Origin of the sequence: Chloroflexus sp. (assembly GCF_049970315.1) — a bacterium.
In the GTDB taxonomy this organism is placed as follows: domain Bacteria; phylum Chloroflexota; class Chloroflexia; order Chloroflexales; family Chloroflexaceae; genus Chloroflexus.
Map to the genome: position 1 here is coordinate 1 of NZ_JBMFNE010000023.1, position 13,762 is coordinate 13,762.

Here is a 13,762-nt window from a genome sequence, read left to right on the forward strand (position 1 = left end):
CGCACCCGCCCGGCACAGCGCACCCGCCCGGCACAGCGCACCCGCACGGCAGTGCGCACCCGCCCGGCACAGCGCACCCGCCCGGCACAGCGCACCCGCCCGGCACAGCGCACCCGCCCGGCACAGCGCACCCGCCCGGCACAGCGCACTGCCGGGCGCATCAACAGCAAGGCGTACTGCCACGCATATCAACAGGGTCGGTCACACGTTTACAATCATCGTACAGCGACACCATAACACGACACACAAGGACAGCAACCTAATATGGCACAGACAAACGAACAAAAATTACTACCGGTCATCGTACAACACGCACGTAGTAGCGAGGTACTGATGCTCGGCTATATGAACGAGGAAGCCCTCATCCTGACCCGCGAGAGTGGTTTCGTAACCTTCTACAGCCGCTCGCGCCAATGGTTATGGCGCAAAGGCGAAACGAGCGGCCACACTCTCCGCGTCGTCGAATTACGCCAAGATTGTGATGGTGACGCTTTATTGATCCTTGCAGAACCGGCCGGTCCGACATGCCATACGGGTCGGCCTAGTTGTTTTTTCCGCGATCTCGATGGTACCGAAATGGTCAACCCTGTACCGCCAGTCGCCATCTTGGCCCGACTTGCCGACCGGATTCGTGCCCGTCGTGATACCGATCCGGCCGAGTCATACACGGCAAAGCTATTGCACGGTGGCGTCGACCGGATCGGCAAAAAGATTGGGGAAGAAGCAGCCGAGGTGATTATCGCTGCAAAGAACGGAAATCCGGCTGAAGTCGCCTACGAGCTGGCCGATCTGATGTATCATTGTCTGGTGCTGCTTGAAAACCAAGGAATGTCAGCCGAAGCAGTGTGGGCCGAATTGGCACGTCGCTACGCTTCCTCGTAATCAACGGAGATTGCGGGCTAACGCTATGAATAGTTGGGCAGGGCGAGTATTAGTCGTAGACGATGATCCACAGTTGCGCGATCTGTGCCGGCAGACGCTAGCGCGGGCCGGGTTTGTTGTCACAACGGCGGCTAATGCCACATCAGCCCTCGCAGCACTAGATCACGCTCCTTTCGATCTTATCATGATCGACCTGGCGATGCCGGAGATTGATGGTCTACAACTGCTAGAGTTAATCCGTTTACGCGATATTAGCGTACCGGTCCTGATCGTTAGCGGTGTAGCATCGGTTGATCAGATCGCCTATGCGATGCGCCTCGGTGCGCGCGGCCTGTTGATCAAGCCGTTCCGTGCCCAAGAACTTGCCGATATAGCCCGCGAACTGGTAGCGAAACGGCAAGCAGTTCAAGTACGTGACCGGGTCGCAGCCCTGCGGCCTGTCTTGCAGATTAGTCAACATCTGCTCACCGAACTTGATCTCACCCGCCTGTACGCCTTAATTGTTGAGACGGTACGGGTTGAAGTGCGCGCCGAGCGTGCCTCGTTGATGTTACTCGAACCTGATGAGCAAACGCTGCGGATCGTCGCCTGCACCGGCTTGCCGACCACCGTCGGGATCGGATCGCTTATCTCGGTCGCTCACAGCTTGTCGGGATGGGTCATCCGCCACCGCCAGCCGTTGCTGATCGATGATCAGGTAATCGCATCGCCATGGTTTGCCGAGCTTCGTCAGTATCTCCTGGCCTCCGAATTGACAACGGCTCTGTCGGTACCGATTATGGCCGGTGAGCGGGTGTTGGGTGTCCTCAATGCAGCAAAAGCCACACCGCACGCAGCTTTTACGATTGCTGACCAAGAGTTGCTGCAATTACTGGCCGGACAAGCGGCCGTGGCCCTAGGAAACGCTCGCCTCTACGATAAAGTATCGCGTTCGGAAGCACGCTACCGTGCCTTGTTGCGCCATGCCAACGATGCAGTACTGTTGCTCGATAGTACCGGGACGATGGTACTGGATGCCAATCTCGCTTTAGGTCGTTTATCGGGGTATTCGAACGAGCAACTGTTACAGCTTGACCCAAACCAACTCCTACCGGCGCTCAGCCAACTCTTGGCTACGGCAGTGAACGGACGCCACGAGCAGAGTGAGATTGAAACCATTCTCTGTACCGCTTCCGGTCATGAGACGGCAGTAGCAGTGAGTGTGAGTGTCGTACCCGATGGCGATCAGCACCTCTTTCTCGTCATTGCCCGTGATATTAGCGAACGTCAGCGGATGGCCCGTGAGTTGGCTCAAGCCGAAAAGTTAGCCGCAATTGGCCGCTTGTCGGCCTCGATGGCGCACGAGATTAACAACCCGCTCCAAGCCCTCTCGAATACCATACGGTTGTTGCGTAATCCTGATCTGCCATCAGAACGCCGCGACCTCTACCTCTCTAAGGCCGCTCTTGAACTTGATGGCCTGATCCACCGTGTCCAACGCATTCTCGATCTCTCGCGCCCCAATCTCGACGGCCGCCGACCCGTTGATCTGAATCAAGTTATCAACGACGTTATTGCGAACTTCCGGTCAACATTGACAGCGCGGAACATCCATTATGTTGGAGATTTTACGTCAAGCTTACCATGGGTGACGGCGGTCATCGGACATCTCAAGCAGGTCTGCCAAACGCTCGTACAGAATGCGATTGAGGCAATGCCACACGGTGGCACTCTCCATATTCGCACCTATCTGCGACCACCCGATGGGGAGCCGGATCGAGCGCTCTTTTGGCGAGCCGGTGGTGGATCACACCAACCTCTCCCCGATCCGGCAGTGGTGTTGGAGATCAGCGATACCGGGATTGGCATTGCTCAAGAGGATGTTCCCAAAATCTTTGAACCCTTTTACTCCACCCGTTTCGACGGCTTGGGTCTCGGGCTTCCACTGTGCTACAGTATTGTGGACTTTCACGGTGGGGAATTGTGGGTCCGTTCTCAACCCGATCAGGGAACGACATTCCGGGTCATCTTACCCACTGCTCAGTAGTACCGTATCGGTGCATTCGCGAGCGTTAGTCAAGCAGACCATCAATTGGCCGAATCACCAACCGACGCTCGACCAGATCGATTGCGACGATAAAGTCACGCACCATCGGCACCAACGCATCAGCGTGACCACGACGTGCAATCACAGCGATTTCACCGGCACCGGTTTCTAGCACATCGCGTACCTCGCCAATCAGATCACCGGTATCGGTAACAGCAGCCAACCCGATGAGATCGTGATAGAAAAACTCATCTTCACCGAGTGGCGCGGCATCGGCCGCAGCAATATAGACCTCAGCCCCCCGCAGATTGGACGCCGCATCACGGTCGGTCACGCTCTGCAACTGGATAATCAGCAACCCCGGTTTATGCAAAAAGAGGCGTGTCACCTGATGCGGAATGCGCTTGGGGCCGATAAATACCGTGCGCAAATGACGGATCAGGTGTTCGGGATGACTTGAGATCGAGTGTAGTTTAATTTGACCCCGAACGCCAAATGGCGCACCGAGTACACCTATGTAGAGCAGATCATCCATTGATTCGTTGCATATTGAACGTTGTCAAACCACAAAGCGCGCAACAGTCAGCGCAGCAATATCAGCCCATGATAAAGCAACCGGCCGGACCATCGACCAGCCGGTTGCAAACCCGACAACTATTCGATATCGACGTGCACCCGTTTCTTCTGGCGCGCCGCAGCCACTCCCATCAAATCACGGATCGCCTTCGCGACCCGCCCGTTGCGACCGATGATCTTACCGGTCTCGTGAGGAGCAACGCTCAAATGGTACGTAGTGGTAAAACGACCGGTGCGCTCTTTGATGCGAACGGCTTCCGGTTTATCAACCAGATTACGGGCGATATATTCGAGGAGCGCTTTCATCAAGCTCCCTCCCAAACTTGGCTTACGACTCGGCAACAACCTTGCCCTGCTCGTCGAGAATATTAACCCGCTTGAGCAGCTTCACCACGACATCGGTCGGCTGAGCACCGACACCGAGCCAATAGCGGGCACGATCGGCCTTTACCTCCAACACCTTGGGTTGGCGGGTCGGCAGGTAATAGCCAATCGTCTCAATAAACTTACCATCGCGCGGCGAACGCGAATCGGCAACGACGATACGATAGCTGGGCTGCTTGGTCTTGCCGGTGCGGCGCAGACGAATTTTAACCATAGATCGTAGTATTCCTCACACTCAGACCAATCTTACACACTAGCCACATAGTATAACACAAATTGGCGTTGACGTTGCAATTGCAAAGCTGAGCGAGGAGTACCCTCCACCCGCCCTCCAAACTCCATCCTACACACAACCAACGCTAACGCAAGCGTCGGAGCAACTCATTCGGATCGATACCACCACGCCCCTTGCCGGCTTTGCCAGCGATCTGCTTCATCATGCGCTGCGTCTGTTGGAACTGCTTGATCAACTGGCTTACTTCTTCTTCGGAAGTGCCGCTACCGCGCGCAATCCGCTTGCGCCGGCTGCCCTTGATAATTTCCGGACGGCGCCGTTCTTCCGGCGTCATCGAGTAGATGATCGCCTCGACCCGCTTGACATGCCGCTCATCGAGCAATTCTTCGTTGCGGGCCAATTGGTTAAGGCCGGGGATCATCGCAATAATCTGTTGCAACGGCCCCAACTTGCGCATCTGATGGAGCGAAGTGAGGAAGTCTTCAAAATCGAACTCGCCCTTGCTCAGCCGCTTCTGCATCTTCTTCGCCTGCTCGGCGTCGTAAAGCTGCTCGGCTCGCTCGATCAACGAGAGTACATCGCCCATGCCAAGGATGCGCGACGCCAACCGGTCGGGGTGGAAAACCTCCAGCGTATTGCCGTCCACCTTCTCGCCGGTGGAGAGAAACTTGATCGGCACCCCTGTCACGGCGCGCACCGACAAGGCCGCACCACCACGGGCGTCGCCGTCCATCTTGGTCATCACCACACCGGTCAGCTTAACCCGCTGGTTGAACGTTTCGGCGACGCGCACTGCTTCTTGGCCGGTCATGGCGTCAACCACCAACAAGCGTTCGGTTGGATGCACACGCATCTCGATCTGCTCCAACTCTTGCATGAGTGGTTCGTCAATTTGTAACCGACCGGCGGTATCAATAATCACCACATTGAACAGCTCTTTACGCGCATGTTCAAGAGCGTGCTCGGCGATGTCGGGCGGGCTAGCCTGCGTGCCCTCACTGTAGACCGGAATATTCAACTGGCGACCAAGGGCCTGTAACTGCGTAATTGCTGCCGGACGATACACGTCGGCGGCGACTAACAGAACGCGCTTGCCCTTCTTGCGCAGGTGCAGGGCCAGTTTTGCCGCCAACGTCGTCTTACCGGTACCTTGCAAACCGACCAGCATAATCACCGTTGGGCCGGGATGCGCTTCTTGTAAAGGAACATGTTCGGTCCCCAACAGGTTGATCAGCTCTTGATGGACAATCTTGATCACCTGTTGATGTGGAGTCAGGCTCTTCGTTACCTCTTCGCCAATGGCTTTTTCGGTAACTTTCGCCACAAAATCTTTCACCACTCGAAAGTTAACGTCGGCTTCGAGCAGGGCTAAGCGCACCTGCTTCATCGCCTCGCGCACGTCATCTTCGGTGAGAACACCTTTGCTGCCGAGTTTCTGGAATACTGCCTGTAACCGATCGGAAAGACTTTCAAACATAGCCGATGCTCGTTTCGCTCTTTACCTGTACAACGCTATTTGCATTGTACGAGTGAAGAACGAGAACGTCAATTGTGACTATTTCAAAAAGAAGGTTGCGTAGAGACCAACCAGTAAGAAGAAACCAAACCACGCACCTAGCATACCGGTTGCGATTGCACCAAACCGCTCTACTCGTGGCGACGGTTGGGTATCGCCGTTGCCACCACCTGACCGGTAAAGAACGAGGACAAGGTAGCTTATCACCATCACACCTACCACCGTGGTAACGCTAAAAATCACGACTGAACCCCAATCGATGCGGTAGGGATACTCAGCGACTGAATAGCCAAACCTTGCCAAGGAAACGGCGCGGATCACTTCGCGAATCACACCAACACTCAAGAGGGTTCCAATCTACACCAAGAGTGAACGAGGCGCGTGCCGCAACGGCTGTTTGAGCACGAAGAAGTAGGCGGTTAGGCCTGTGCCAAGGGCCGGTAGAATAATCCCCAGCATAAGACCGATGCCAAAAGCTCTGCCTTCAGTCATAGCCCAAAGTAGCCCGGCAATTGCATAAAGCGGGCTAATCACTAACCCGAGTCGCCGGACAAGTTCGGCGACCCATTGCATAAACGCGGTATCGGCTTCATGGTGGCGGAAGTACCAGCCAAAAAGCATCAGCACAACAGCCAAACTGAGTCCGGCTTGCAACGGCAGTAAGAAGAACAGCCGGGGCAAGTTATAAGCGTGAAACACTATCCCGCGTGTGTCGACAATGCCGTTCGGAGCATACCATTCTAGCCAACGCTCCGGGCGAATCGAAACGGCAGCCAGCACGTGCATCACCCAACCGGCAAAAAAGAGAAGGATGAACGACCCAATTGCCGACCAAAGCAGCTTCCCGTCAGGGCTGCCTTTAAGATAAAACAAATACGCAAGGCTATAGCCACCCATCACGACAAAGATAAAGAGCACCGACCAGAAACCGGTGAGGGTATTGGCAGCGTACCAGCTCGGATCGTAAATGGTCTGGACAAAGAGTAACGGTGCAATCCCGGTCACGATCCCCAGACCAACTGCATTAGGTGTCAGACGAGCCGCGACCCGGGCCAGCCGGAGCCGGTTCGGAGTCGGAAAGAGGAAGCCCCAGATCGACAAGCTACTCGAATCGAGAGCCAACGTGACGAAAAAGATGTGCAACACCCACGTCACGACTAGCAATACCTGCAACACCGGTGGAAAGAATGGTGCCCCTTACGGATCACGCATCATCCGCATTATGTCACCGACGTTCATATCAACCTCCTCATTATTTGGCACTATAAGCGGCAGTTTGTGGATTACGTTGCTGTTGCTGATAAAAATACTCGAGATAGAGTGCCATAGAGGCACGTTCCTCATCGGTACCGACGACCGGATGCATATACGGGAAGCCACCGATTGCTTTCAAGTAGTTCTCGATCTTGTCAGCCGTCGTTAGGTTACGCCGCTCAAGCAAATTAACCAAGGAACGCAACGCTAGCCGCTGATTAAAAACGGTGATCGCCGTTTGATGGCTCACGTTATGGCACGAGGCACACTGTTGAATAACCAATGTTCGCCCGATGGCAACTTCACGTGAAGGTAAACCGGTTGTGATCGGTAGTACCGCAACCGCGTCAGGTTTCGGCAAAAACGGTAATGAACCCAGCATACCACGTTCGTTCAGCCCTTGTTCTTCGCGTTGAATGCCACGGGCCAGGAGATCGGCGAAGACCAGTATAACCGGCGATAATATCGGGTTTACGCATCACTTCCCGGGTACGTTCGGCACCGAAGATAGCACCAAAGAGTACCAGCATCGCACCAAGGGCGATCAATTGATGTTGACGGCGTGGCAACCACAATGCAAAGAGGAGGCCGGCAAACGTAGCTATCAATCCACCGCCAATTACCGTGTAGGTAATCGCGGGAATCGCCGGTGAACGCAGGATGATCTTCGCATGTTCTGGCAAGACCGGCTCAAACCAGAAGAACCAGATGCCGAACGCGACACCCAAACCGCCTAAACCCATTGCTGCTGCCCGGCGGATAATGTATTCACGGGCAAAGTATCTTTTCGGCAAGCCGGTCGAAATGAGTAATGCCCAGGCAGCAGTGATGGTAAACATCAATGAGAAACGGAGTAAAATCTGAGGCCAGAATGTAGGATTGAAAAAACCGTTGAGGCTGTTACCGGTTTCTAGCCACAGACCCGGTGTTAATTTAAATGAGAGGATACCAACGATAATCGTGAGGGTACCGGTTCCGCCAAGTGCTAAGATCCACGCCAGCCGTAAATGGGTACGTGGACTAACCCGATCAATAGTAGTAGGCGATAATTCCCACAACATCGATCAGGAACATGGACCATTCTGCACCCCAGTAGAAGACAAAATTGTGGATCAAGGCCGAGATACCACGTGGGTTAGCCGCCGTCGTGGTTTGCCAAATACCCATCCCGGCCATCGCGCCAAACACGTAGGCAAACACGAGCAAGCCAAGCGCACTGTGCTTCAGGTACACGTACAATTCTGGTCGCTGTTCGTATACCGCCCGTCGTTTAAGGTAGAGATTAAACCATGCCGCTGCGACTGTCAGGTGGGGAGCTAGTACGTGGAAGGCTGAAACAATCGCCACGTACATCGCCGAGTGGATGAAGCGACCTTCCCAAATCGGATACATACATCCTCCTTCGTGACAAACATCACGAACAACCTAGATCGAGTATACGTCCAGGAGGGTGATACATACGTTGCGCTAGCGCAACATTTCTCTCAGAAGCGGTAGCAATGCGTGGTGAGGAACGTTATGCATCGAACCGAGCGGTGATCGCCGCCCAATCAACCATGAGTTAGGTGGGCCGATGGGAAGGCGACAAGACCCTGTTGTTGCTATTGATGGAGCAAGCGACTGATCGTATAGTGACTGACCCCGATCAAGTCGGCCAGATCACGTTGTATGATCGGAATGGTAATCCATCCATCTGCTTGTGATACACAATGGTATTGGTCGGCTAGTCTACGCAGCGCGTGGGCCAATTGTTGTTCAACCGGTTCGGTAGCCAGTTCGAGAACTTGTTGTTGAAGATCTTCTCGCAATTTGGTTAAGATTTGCAAACTATTTTGCTACAACTTGAGAAGCCTCACAACCGATCCCTTTGGTTTGCCACACCTTCTATACTTGTCATAGCAAGCGTCGCACGCTGGCTTACCGCCGGATTGCTCGCTGCGCTCGCAATGACCGGAGGGGCCGCCGGCGGTGACAGAGCAAACGCTGCGCGCCATCCTCCGCTCCGTGTCATCGCAAGCGGAGCACGCCATCCTCCGCTCCTTGTCATGTCGATCGAAACGAGCCATCTTCCTCATGCTGAGCGAAACGAGCCATCGTCACCGCTGGGTCGGACCTCATCATGCCAAGCGGACACGCCGACTTGTCAGATTGCTCGCTGCGCTCGCAATGACCGGAGGGACCGCCGGGCTGTGTCATCCGTCGCACCTTGGGCAGCCATCCCCAACCTATGCACTATTGGTCTGAACGTGATCAGATATTTTTACGTTTGTAACGATCTTTTTCCTTGAATTGTGGTGTTATCTATGCTACACTTGCCTAAATACTGCCCCGCCTACGCAGTTTCGCCCCGTCGCATTTCCGTAGTACCATCATCCTCGTCAACAAACCGATCGTATTCTCACCCTATCATAGGAGCCGATAGTATGACTACGCCCGATCTGGCGATGCTACAAGCTGAGTGTGAACAATTGCGTGCTCAAGTAGCCGATCTGCAAAGCCAATTGCAGCGCTTTCAGCGTATAGTTGAGGATACCGATCAACTAATGACCGAAGTCGATGCTGCTGGTCGCTTTACCTACGTGAACGCGGCAGCCAAACACTATTTTGGTATGCCACCGGAAGCTTGTTTAGGCCGATTATCACTTGAATTTCTGCACCCCGAGGATCAAGCGCCGGCACGACAAGCGCTCATCGAGTGTGTGCAGCGTCATGAACGCATGCTGACAATTGAGAATCGGATCGTGCATCGGTCGGGGCAGATGATTCCGATGCTCTGGACAATCACGATTCATTACGATGAGCAGGGCCAGTTTGTCAGTGCCACCTCGATTGCCTCAGATATTACGAGCATCCAGCGTTTACGCTTTGAGCTGACCGAAAGTCGCACAATGTTGCAATTGGTGATCGACAACTTACCGCAAGCTGTCTTTTGGAAGGATCGAGACGGTCGTTTTCTTGGCTGTAATCACCGGTTTCTTATCGATGCCGGCTTGTCATCGACAGCAGAGGTTGTTGGTCGTACTGATTTTGATATGCCTTGGCACGAACAGGCCGCGGCTTACCGTACCGACGATCTGGCGGTCATGCAGAGTGGGCCGAAATACTATCTTGAGGAACCGCTCAATCGGCATGACGGAACGCCGATCTGGCTCCGGACCAGTAAGATACCGCTGCGTCGCAACGGTGACGTGATCGGGGTGTTGGGTATCTATGAAGATGTAACTGCGCTCAAACAGCAAGAAGAAGAGCTGCGTACTTTTAAATTGCTGGTTGAAAATGCACCTGATGGGATTGCGATTGCCGACCCTCAATTGAAGTTGCAGTATACCAACCCGGCGCTGGCGGCAATGCTAGGATACGAGACGTTGGTTGGCATGACCGTGCACGACATCTTTTATCAACCCGATCTCCCGCTATTGGAGCGGATCGCTGAACAGGTGATGCAGGGGCTGACACCGCGCGAGACCGTGCGTTATGTCAATCGTGACGGCAGTTTGATCACGGTGCAAGCTTCGGCACTAGCCCTCCGTGATCGTCACGGTAATTTGACCGGCTATGCGTCGATCAACCGCGATATTACTGAACAACTGCAAGCCGAAGAGGAGTTACGCCGTAGTGAGCGCCGGAACCGCGCTCTCCTTGAAGCAATGCCCGATCTGATGTTTGTACTTAGCACTGACGGTGTGTTCCTCGATTACAAAGTCGACCGTAGTGGGCGGCTAATGCTCCCACCTGAAGCCTTTCTGGGTCGGCACGTAGCCGAGGTATTGCCACCATACTTGGCCGAACGGGTCGTGTACCACATTGAACAGTTGCGTCTGACCGGTGAGATGCAGCAGTTCGAGTACCAGCTTGATCTTGGCGATCAGGTTGAAGAGTATGAAGCGCGCATGGTACTAAGCAACAATGATACCCTCATCCTTTCCCGTAACGTTACTGAACAGCGCCGGATAGAACGTGAGCGCACTGCGATGCAAGAGCAGATCATCGCCGCCCAACAGGCGACACTGCGCGAATTGAGTACACCGTTGATGCCGATTGCCAACGGCGTGGTAGTGATGCCATTGATCGGTGTGATTGACACAACACGGGCGCAGCAGATTATGGAGACGCTGCTGTATGGGGTTGCCGAACATCGGGCACAGGTAGCAATCATTGACATCACCGGCGTGAAGGTGGTTGATACGCAAGTCGCCGGGGCATTAATGCGCGCCGCCCAAGCGGCGCGAATGTTGGGAGCACAGGTGCTTTTGACCGGTATTAGTCCTGAAATAGCGCAAACCTTGGTCTATATTGGGGCTGAACTGCGTGATCTGGTGACGAAAGCAACGTTGCAAGAGGGGATTGATTACGCTTTGAAGCGACAGGTGGCAGTCCGGCGCTGAACAAGCATCCATCTCGCTTCTGGTATAATCCCTATAGTATGCAACCGCTAGAGATTCATACCGGCGTGCAGGTAACAGTAGCCGGGACAACCTATTCAAACAGCACACGGACGCTCATCGTCACGCCCGCCCTTCACCAACCTGAGGCGATGAACCGCGGGCAGTTGTTCGTGTTGTGTGAACCGGTTGGTCCGGTTGACCGCAGCGAACACGCTTGCCAGGTTGTTACTAAAGCGATCCGACAGACGTTTTATGAGTGTGAAGCAACGAGTGCTGCTTCAGCCCTGCGCCTGGCGATCATTGCCGCCAACAAAGCCTTGTACCAAGACAATATGCGGTGTGCGCCGGCCCAACGTATCACTGTCGGTATTACGGCCCTTGTCTTGCTCGGTAACGACCTCTTCATCGTCCAAATGCAACCAACACAGCTTTTTTTACGCTGTGGCGGCAAATTACGCGCTATCCCAACCCATCCAAGCTGGGATCCTGCACAAGTGAATGTAGCCCAAGTTGCCCTTACCGGTTCTTTGGGAGCAAGCCTCTTTGTCGAGCCGGAGTTTTTCCGCGCCGTCTTGCAACCGGGAGATGCGCTCCTCCTAAGCAGTAGTACGTTAGTGACGCGGTTCGATCCGCCAACAATGACTGCGTTGCTCGCTCAGGCCGATGTCAGCACGATATTGGCTACCGCTCAGGAACGGGCCACCGACGTATCGTCGATTGAATTACTGGCGTTGACGGTGCATGCACCTTCTCCTAAACCGATTGCCGTGCCTTCACCTACACCGACACACCGTTTGTTGCCTTGGTTCCACCGTGAGCCACCACCACCCCGCCCAACCGAACCGGACCCCGAACGGATTTTCACCCCGCCACCGCAACCGGCGCTTTCCCCGAATCCAATACCACGACCGGCGCCGATCGATCTTGGCGAGCCACTTGCCGAGCGGGTTGTTCGCCAACCGACACCCTTGCCACCTTCAAGCACGCTCGGTGAAGACCCACCACCATCACCGCCTATCGATCTTGGCGATCCTATCCCTGCTGCGTATCCGTATGGGGTACGCTATCGGTTACGTCCGCGCTACGAACAACATTGGTACGAACGATTGGCCTGGCCATGGCAGATACTGAGTGATTGGGTCCGTGAATGGCAACGCGAACGAAACTTACGCCGTAAAGCGCTAACAGTCAGTAGTTATGTACCACGAGGACGCGGGCTGACCTACCGCCGCACCAATCCCCCCTTTCCGTGGCCGCTGATACTTATCACCGTGCTGGTGGTGAGTGGTGTTATCCTCTACGGCATGAATCTTACGCGCAGCAATGAAGTCCAACTCGCGCTTGAGTATCTGACGGCTGCCGAAGAGCGTGTTGCCGCAGTACGTACTGCACCCGATGAAACGGCTGCGCGCGAAGCCTTACAAAGTGCCCAACAAGCTATCGAGATAGTCCGGACTAGCCCTGAAATAACGACCACCAACCCAGGGTTATGGCTGCGTTACAATGAACTCGAACGGGAGTATGAGCGGTTGCTTGCAGCGATTGACCGTATCTCGTTTATCGAGCCAACCGTATTGGCGAGCCATCCGTTACCCAATGGTATCTTCACAACTATCATCGTCCCACCGGCAATGAGTGGTGTGACCGACCCCGATCAGCTTGAAATGCTCCGTTACATCTATGCGCTCGACGGCAATCGTGAAGCAGGCCGGCTCTATCGCATCCCCCGCGATGGCGGCATACCAGAACCGTATCTCGAACCGGGCCAGATCATAGGTTCGGCGATTGTTGGTCCACTCCGGGCTGCTCTCTGGCGGATCGATCAGGTAGTTGCCATCGATCAGGCACTCAACGGTTTTGGTTACTATTTTCGCCAAAACAATACATGGAACTATTCAAAATTGGGTAGTTCGGAGATCTGGATAACTCCAGAACGTCTTGATGTGGAGGAGTACGCCGGTAACCTCTACGTATGGGGAGCTGAGCCCGGCGAGGTACTGAAATTTGCTTCGGGCCGCTACGGTGACACACCGGAATTTTGGCTCAACCCCGGTGTGACCCGCGATGCAACGGTGTTGTCGGCCATTGATATGGCAGTAGACGGCAGTATTTACTTGCTCCAACCCGACGGGACAGTCCTCGTTTTTAGTTTTGGTCAATTGGTTGGTCAAATCAAGCCGGATAATGTCTCACCACCAATTGCCGAAGTTACGCGGTTTATCATCACCGGTCCACCTGACGCCGGCTTCATCTTTATGCTCGAACCGGCTAATGAACGGATTTTGCAATTGGATAAGCGTACCGGTGCCTTGATTCAGCAAATCCACGTGCGCGATGGAACGGGAGTCGATCTCGGTCAACTGAGTGCGCTGAGCATTGATACAAGCGGTAGCCGCCCGATGCTCTATTTCGCCGGTGGCAACAGTATTGTGCGAGCAGAACTACCCTCACCACCACGTAGTTTCCGTGAGGCGTCGACACCGTAGACTCGATACGAACGCCGA

At 54.5% G+C, this 13,762-nt stretch carries 14 protein-coding genes and 1 pseudogene; 5 read left to right on the forward strand and 10 right to left on the reverse strand.

Annotated features, from left to right (window positions below; all coding sequences use genetic code 11):
* From ACP5OT_RS14100 to ACP5OT_RS14110, 3 genes and pseudogenes are all read left to right on the forward strand, one after another.
* A pseudogene (locus ACP5OT_RS14100) lies at window positions 1–237 on the forward strand (hypothetical protein); the annotation flags it as partial.
* Window positions 238–264: 27 nt separating this feature from the next.
* Entirely contained in the window at window positions 265–882 is a 618-nt protein-coding gene (gene hisIE, locus ACP5OT_RS14105; RefSeq protein WP_424677308.1) for a bifunctional phosphoribosyl-AMP cyclohydrolase/phosphoribosyl-ATP diphosphatase HisIE, read from the forward strand.
* Window positions 883–907: 25 nt separating this feature from the next.
* Window positions 908–2,908, forward strand: coding sequence for a response regulator (locus ACP5OT_RS14110; RefSeq protein ID WP_424677307.1), 2,001 nt, complete (start codon window positions 908–910; stop codon window positions 2,906–2,908).
* A gap of 25 nt (window positions 2,909–2,933) precedes the next feature.
* On the opposite strand, the gene rimM is transcribed toward ACP5OT_RS14110, so the two are convergent.
* The 10 genes from rimM to ACP5OT_RS14160 form a co-directional block, all read right to left on the reverse strand.
* Complete coding sequence (gene rimM, locus ACP5OT_RS14115; protein WP_424677306.1) at window positions 2,934–3,443, reverse strand: ribosome maturation factor RimM; 510 nt, start codon at window positions 3,441–3,443, stop codon at window positions 2,934–2,936.
* 119 nt (window positions 3,444–3,562) lie between these two features.
* A complete protein-coding gene (locus ACP5OT_RS14120) occupies window positions 3,563–3,790 on the reverse strand; it encodes a KH domain-containing protein (RefSeq protein ID WP_015941398.1) in 228 nt (75 codons plus the stop codon).
* Window positions 3,791–3,812: 22 nt separating this feature from the next.
* Window positions 3,813–4,082: a 30S ribosomal protein S16 gene (gene rpsP / locus ACP5OT_RS14125; RefSeq protein WP_287905384.1), complete on the reverse strand. Its 270-nt coding sequence runs from the start codon at window positions 4,080–4,082 to the stop codon at window positions 3,813–3,815.
* Between the two features lie 145 nt (window positions 4,083–4,227).
* The gene (gene ffh / locus ACP5OT_RS14130; RefSeq protein ID WP_424677305.1) at window positions 4,228–5,580 is read right to left on the reverse strand and encodes a signal recognition particle protein; all 1,353 of its coding nucleotides are present in this window, start codon (window positions 5,578–5,580) and stop codon (window positions 4,228–4,230) included.
* A gap of 78 nt (window positions 5,581–5,658) precedes the next feature.
* Window positions 5,659–5,964 (reverse strand): hypothetical protein, encoded by a 306-nt coding sequence (locus ACP5OT_RS14135; protein ID WP_424677304.1) that lies wholly within the window; start codon window positions 5,962–5,964, stop codon window positions 5,659–5,661.
* A gap of 12 nt (window positions 5,965–5,976) precedes the next feature.
* Window positions 5,977–6,774 (reverse strand): hypothetical protein, encoded by a 798-nt coding sequence (locus tag ACP5OT_RS14140; protein WP_424677303.1) that lies wholly within the window; start codon window positions 6,772–6,774, stop codon window positions 5,977–5,979.
* Between the two features lie 97 nt (window positions 6,775–6,871).
* On the reverse strand, window positions 6,872–7,255 hold the full coding sequence (locus ACP5OT_RS14145) for a hypothetical protein (RefSeq protein WP_428111039.1): 384 nt from the start codon (window positions 7,253–7,255) through the stop codon (window positions 6,872–6,874).
* Window positions 7,221–7,934 carry a hypothetical protein gene (locus tag ACP5OT_RS14150; protein WP_428111037.1) on the reverse strand — a complete coding sequence of 238 codons (714 nt, stop codon included), beginning with the start codon at window positions 7,932–7,934 and terminating at the stop codon, window positions 7,221–7,223. Before ACP5OT_RS14150 ends, ACP5OT_RS14145 begins: the two co-directional genes overlap by 35 nt.
* Entirely contained in the window at window positions 7,903–8,265 is a 363-nt protein-coding gene (locus tag ACP5OT_RS14155) for a hypothetical protein (protein WP_428132483.1), read from the reverse strand. Before ACP5OT_RS14155 ends, ACP5OT_RS14150 begins: the two co-directional genes overlap by 32 nt.
* Before the next feature lie 209 nt (window positions 8,266–8,474).
* On the reverse strand, window positions 8,475–8,699 hold the full coding sequence (locus ACP5OT_RS14160) for a helix-turn-helix domain-containing protein (protein ID WP_428111035.1): 225 nt from the start codon (window positions 8,697–8,699) through the stop codon (window positions 8,475–8,477).
* Between the two features lie 597 nt (window positions 8,700–9,296).
* Here ACP5OT_RS14160 and ACP5OT_RS14165 point away from each other — a divergent pair.
* Both ACP5OT_RS14165 and ACP5OT_RS14170 read left to right on the forward strand, forming a co-directional pair.
* Complete coding sequence (locus ACP5OT_RS14165; protein WP_428132486.1) at window positions 9,297–11,258, forward strand: PAS domain S-box protein; 1,962 nt, start codon at window positions 9,297–9,299, stop codon at window positions 11,256–11,258.
* A gap of 38 nt (window positions 11,259–11,296) precedes the next feature.
* The gene (locus tag ACP5OT_RS14170; RefSeq protein WP_424677299.1) at window positions 11,297–13,744 is read left to right on the forward strand and encodes a hypothetical protein; all 2,448 of its coding nucleotides are present in this window, start codon (window positions 11,297–11,299) and stop codon (window positions 13,742–13,744) included.
* Window positions 13,745–13,762 lie beyond the last annotated feature (18 nt).

Excerpts from the sequence above, each read along its gene's own strand:
- hisIE (WP_424677308.1), top strand. The coding sequence starts at position 265 with ATGGCACAGACAAACGAACAAAAATTACTACCGGTCATCGTACAACAC.
- ACP5OT_RS14110 (WP_424677307.1), top strand. The coding sequence starts at position 908 with ATGAATAGTTGGGCAGGGCGAGTATTAGTCGTAGACGATGATCCACAG.
- rimM (WP_424677306.1), bottom strand. The coding sequence starts at position 3,443 with ATGGATGATCTGCTCTACATAGGTGTACTCGGTGCGCCATTTGGCGTT.
- ACP5OT_RS14120 (WP_015941398.1), bottom strand. The coding sequence starts at position 3,790 with ATGAAAGCGCTCCTCGAATATATCGCCCGTAATCTGGTTGATAAACCG.
- rpsP (WP_287905384.1), bottom strand. The coding sequence starts at position 4,082 with ATGGTTAAAATTCGTCTGCGCCGCACCGGCAAGACCAAGCAGCCCAGC.
- ffh (WP_424677305.1), bottom strand. The coding sequence starts at position 5,580 with ATGTTTGAAAGTCTTTCCGATCGGTTACAGGCAGTATTCCAGAAACTC.
- ACP5OT_RS14145 (WP_428111039.1), bottom strand. The coding sequence starts at position 7,255 with ATGCTGGGTTCATTACCGTTTTTGCCGAAACCTGACGCGGTTGCGGTA.
- ACP5OT_RS14150 (WP_428111037.1), bottom strand. The coding sequence starts at position 7,934 with ATGTTGTGGGAATTATCGCCTACTACTATTGATCGGGTTAGTCCACGT.
- ACP5OT_RS14155 (WP_428132483.1), bottom strand. The coding sequence starts at position 8,265 with ATGTATCCGATTTGGGAAGGTCGCTTCATCCACTCGGCGATGTACGTG.
- ACP5OT_RS14165 (WP_428132486.1), top strand. The coding sequence starts at position 9,297 with ATGACTACGCCCGATCTGGCGATGCTACAAGCTGAGTGTGAACAATTG.
- ACP5OT_RS14170 (WP_424677299.1), top strand. The coding sequence starts at position 11,297 with ATGCAACCGCTAGAGATTCATACCGGCGTGCAGGTAACAGTAGCCGGG.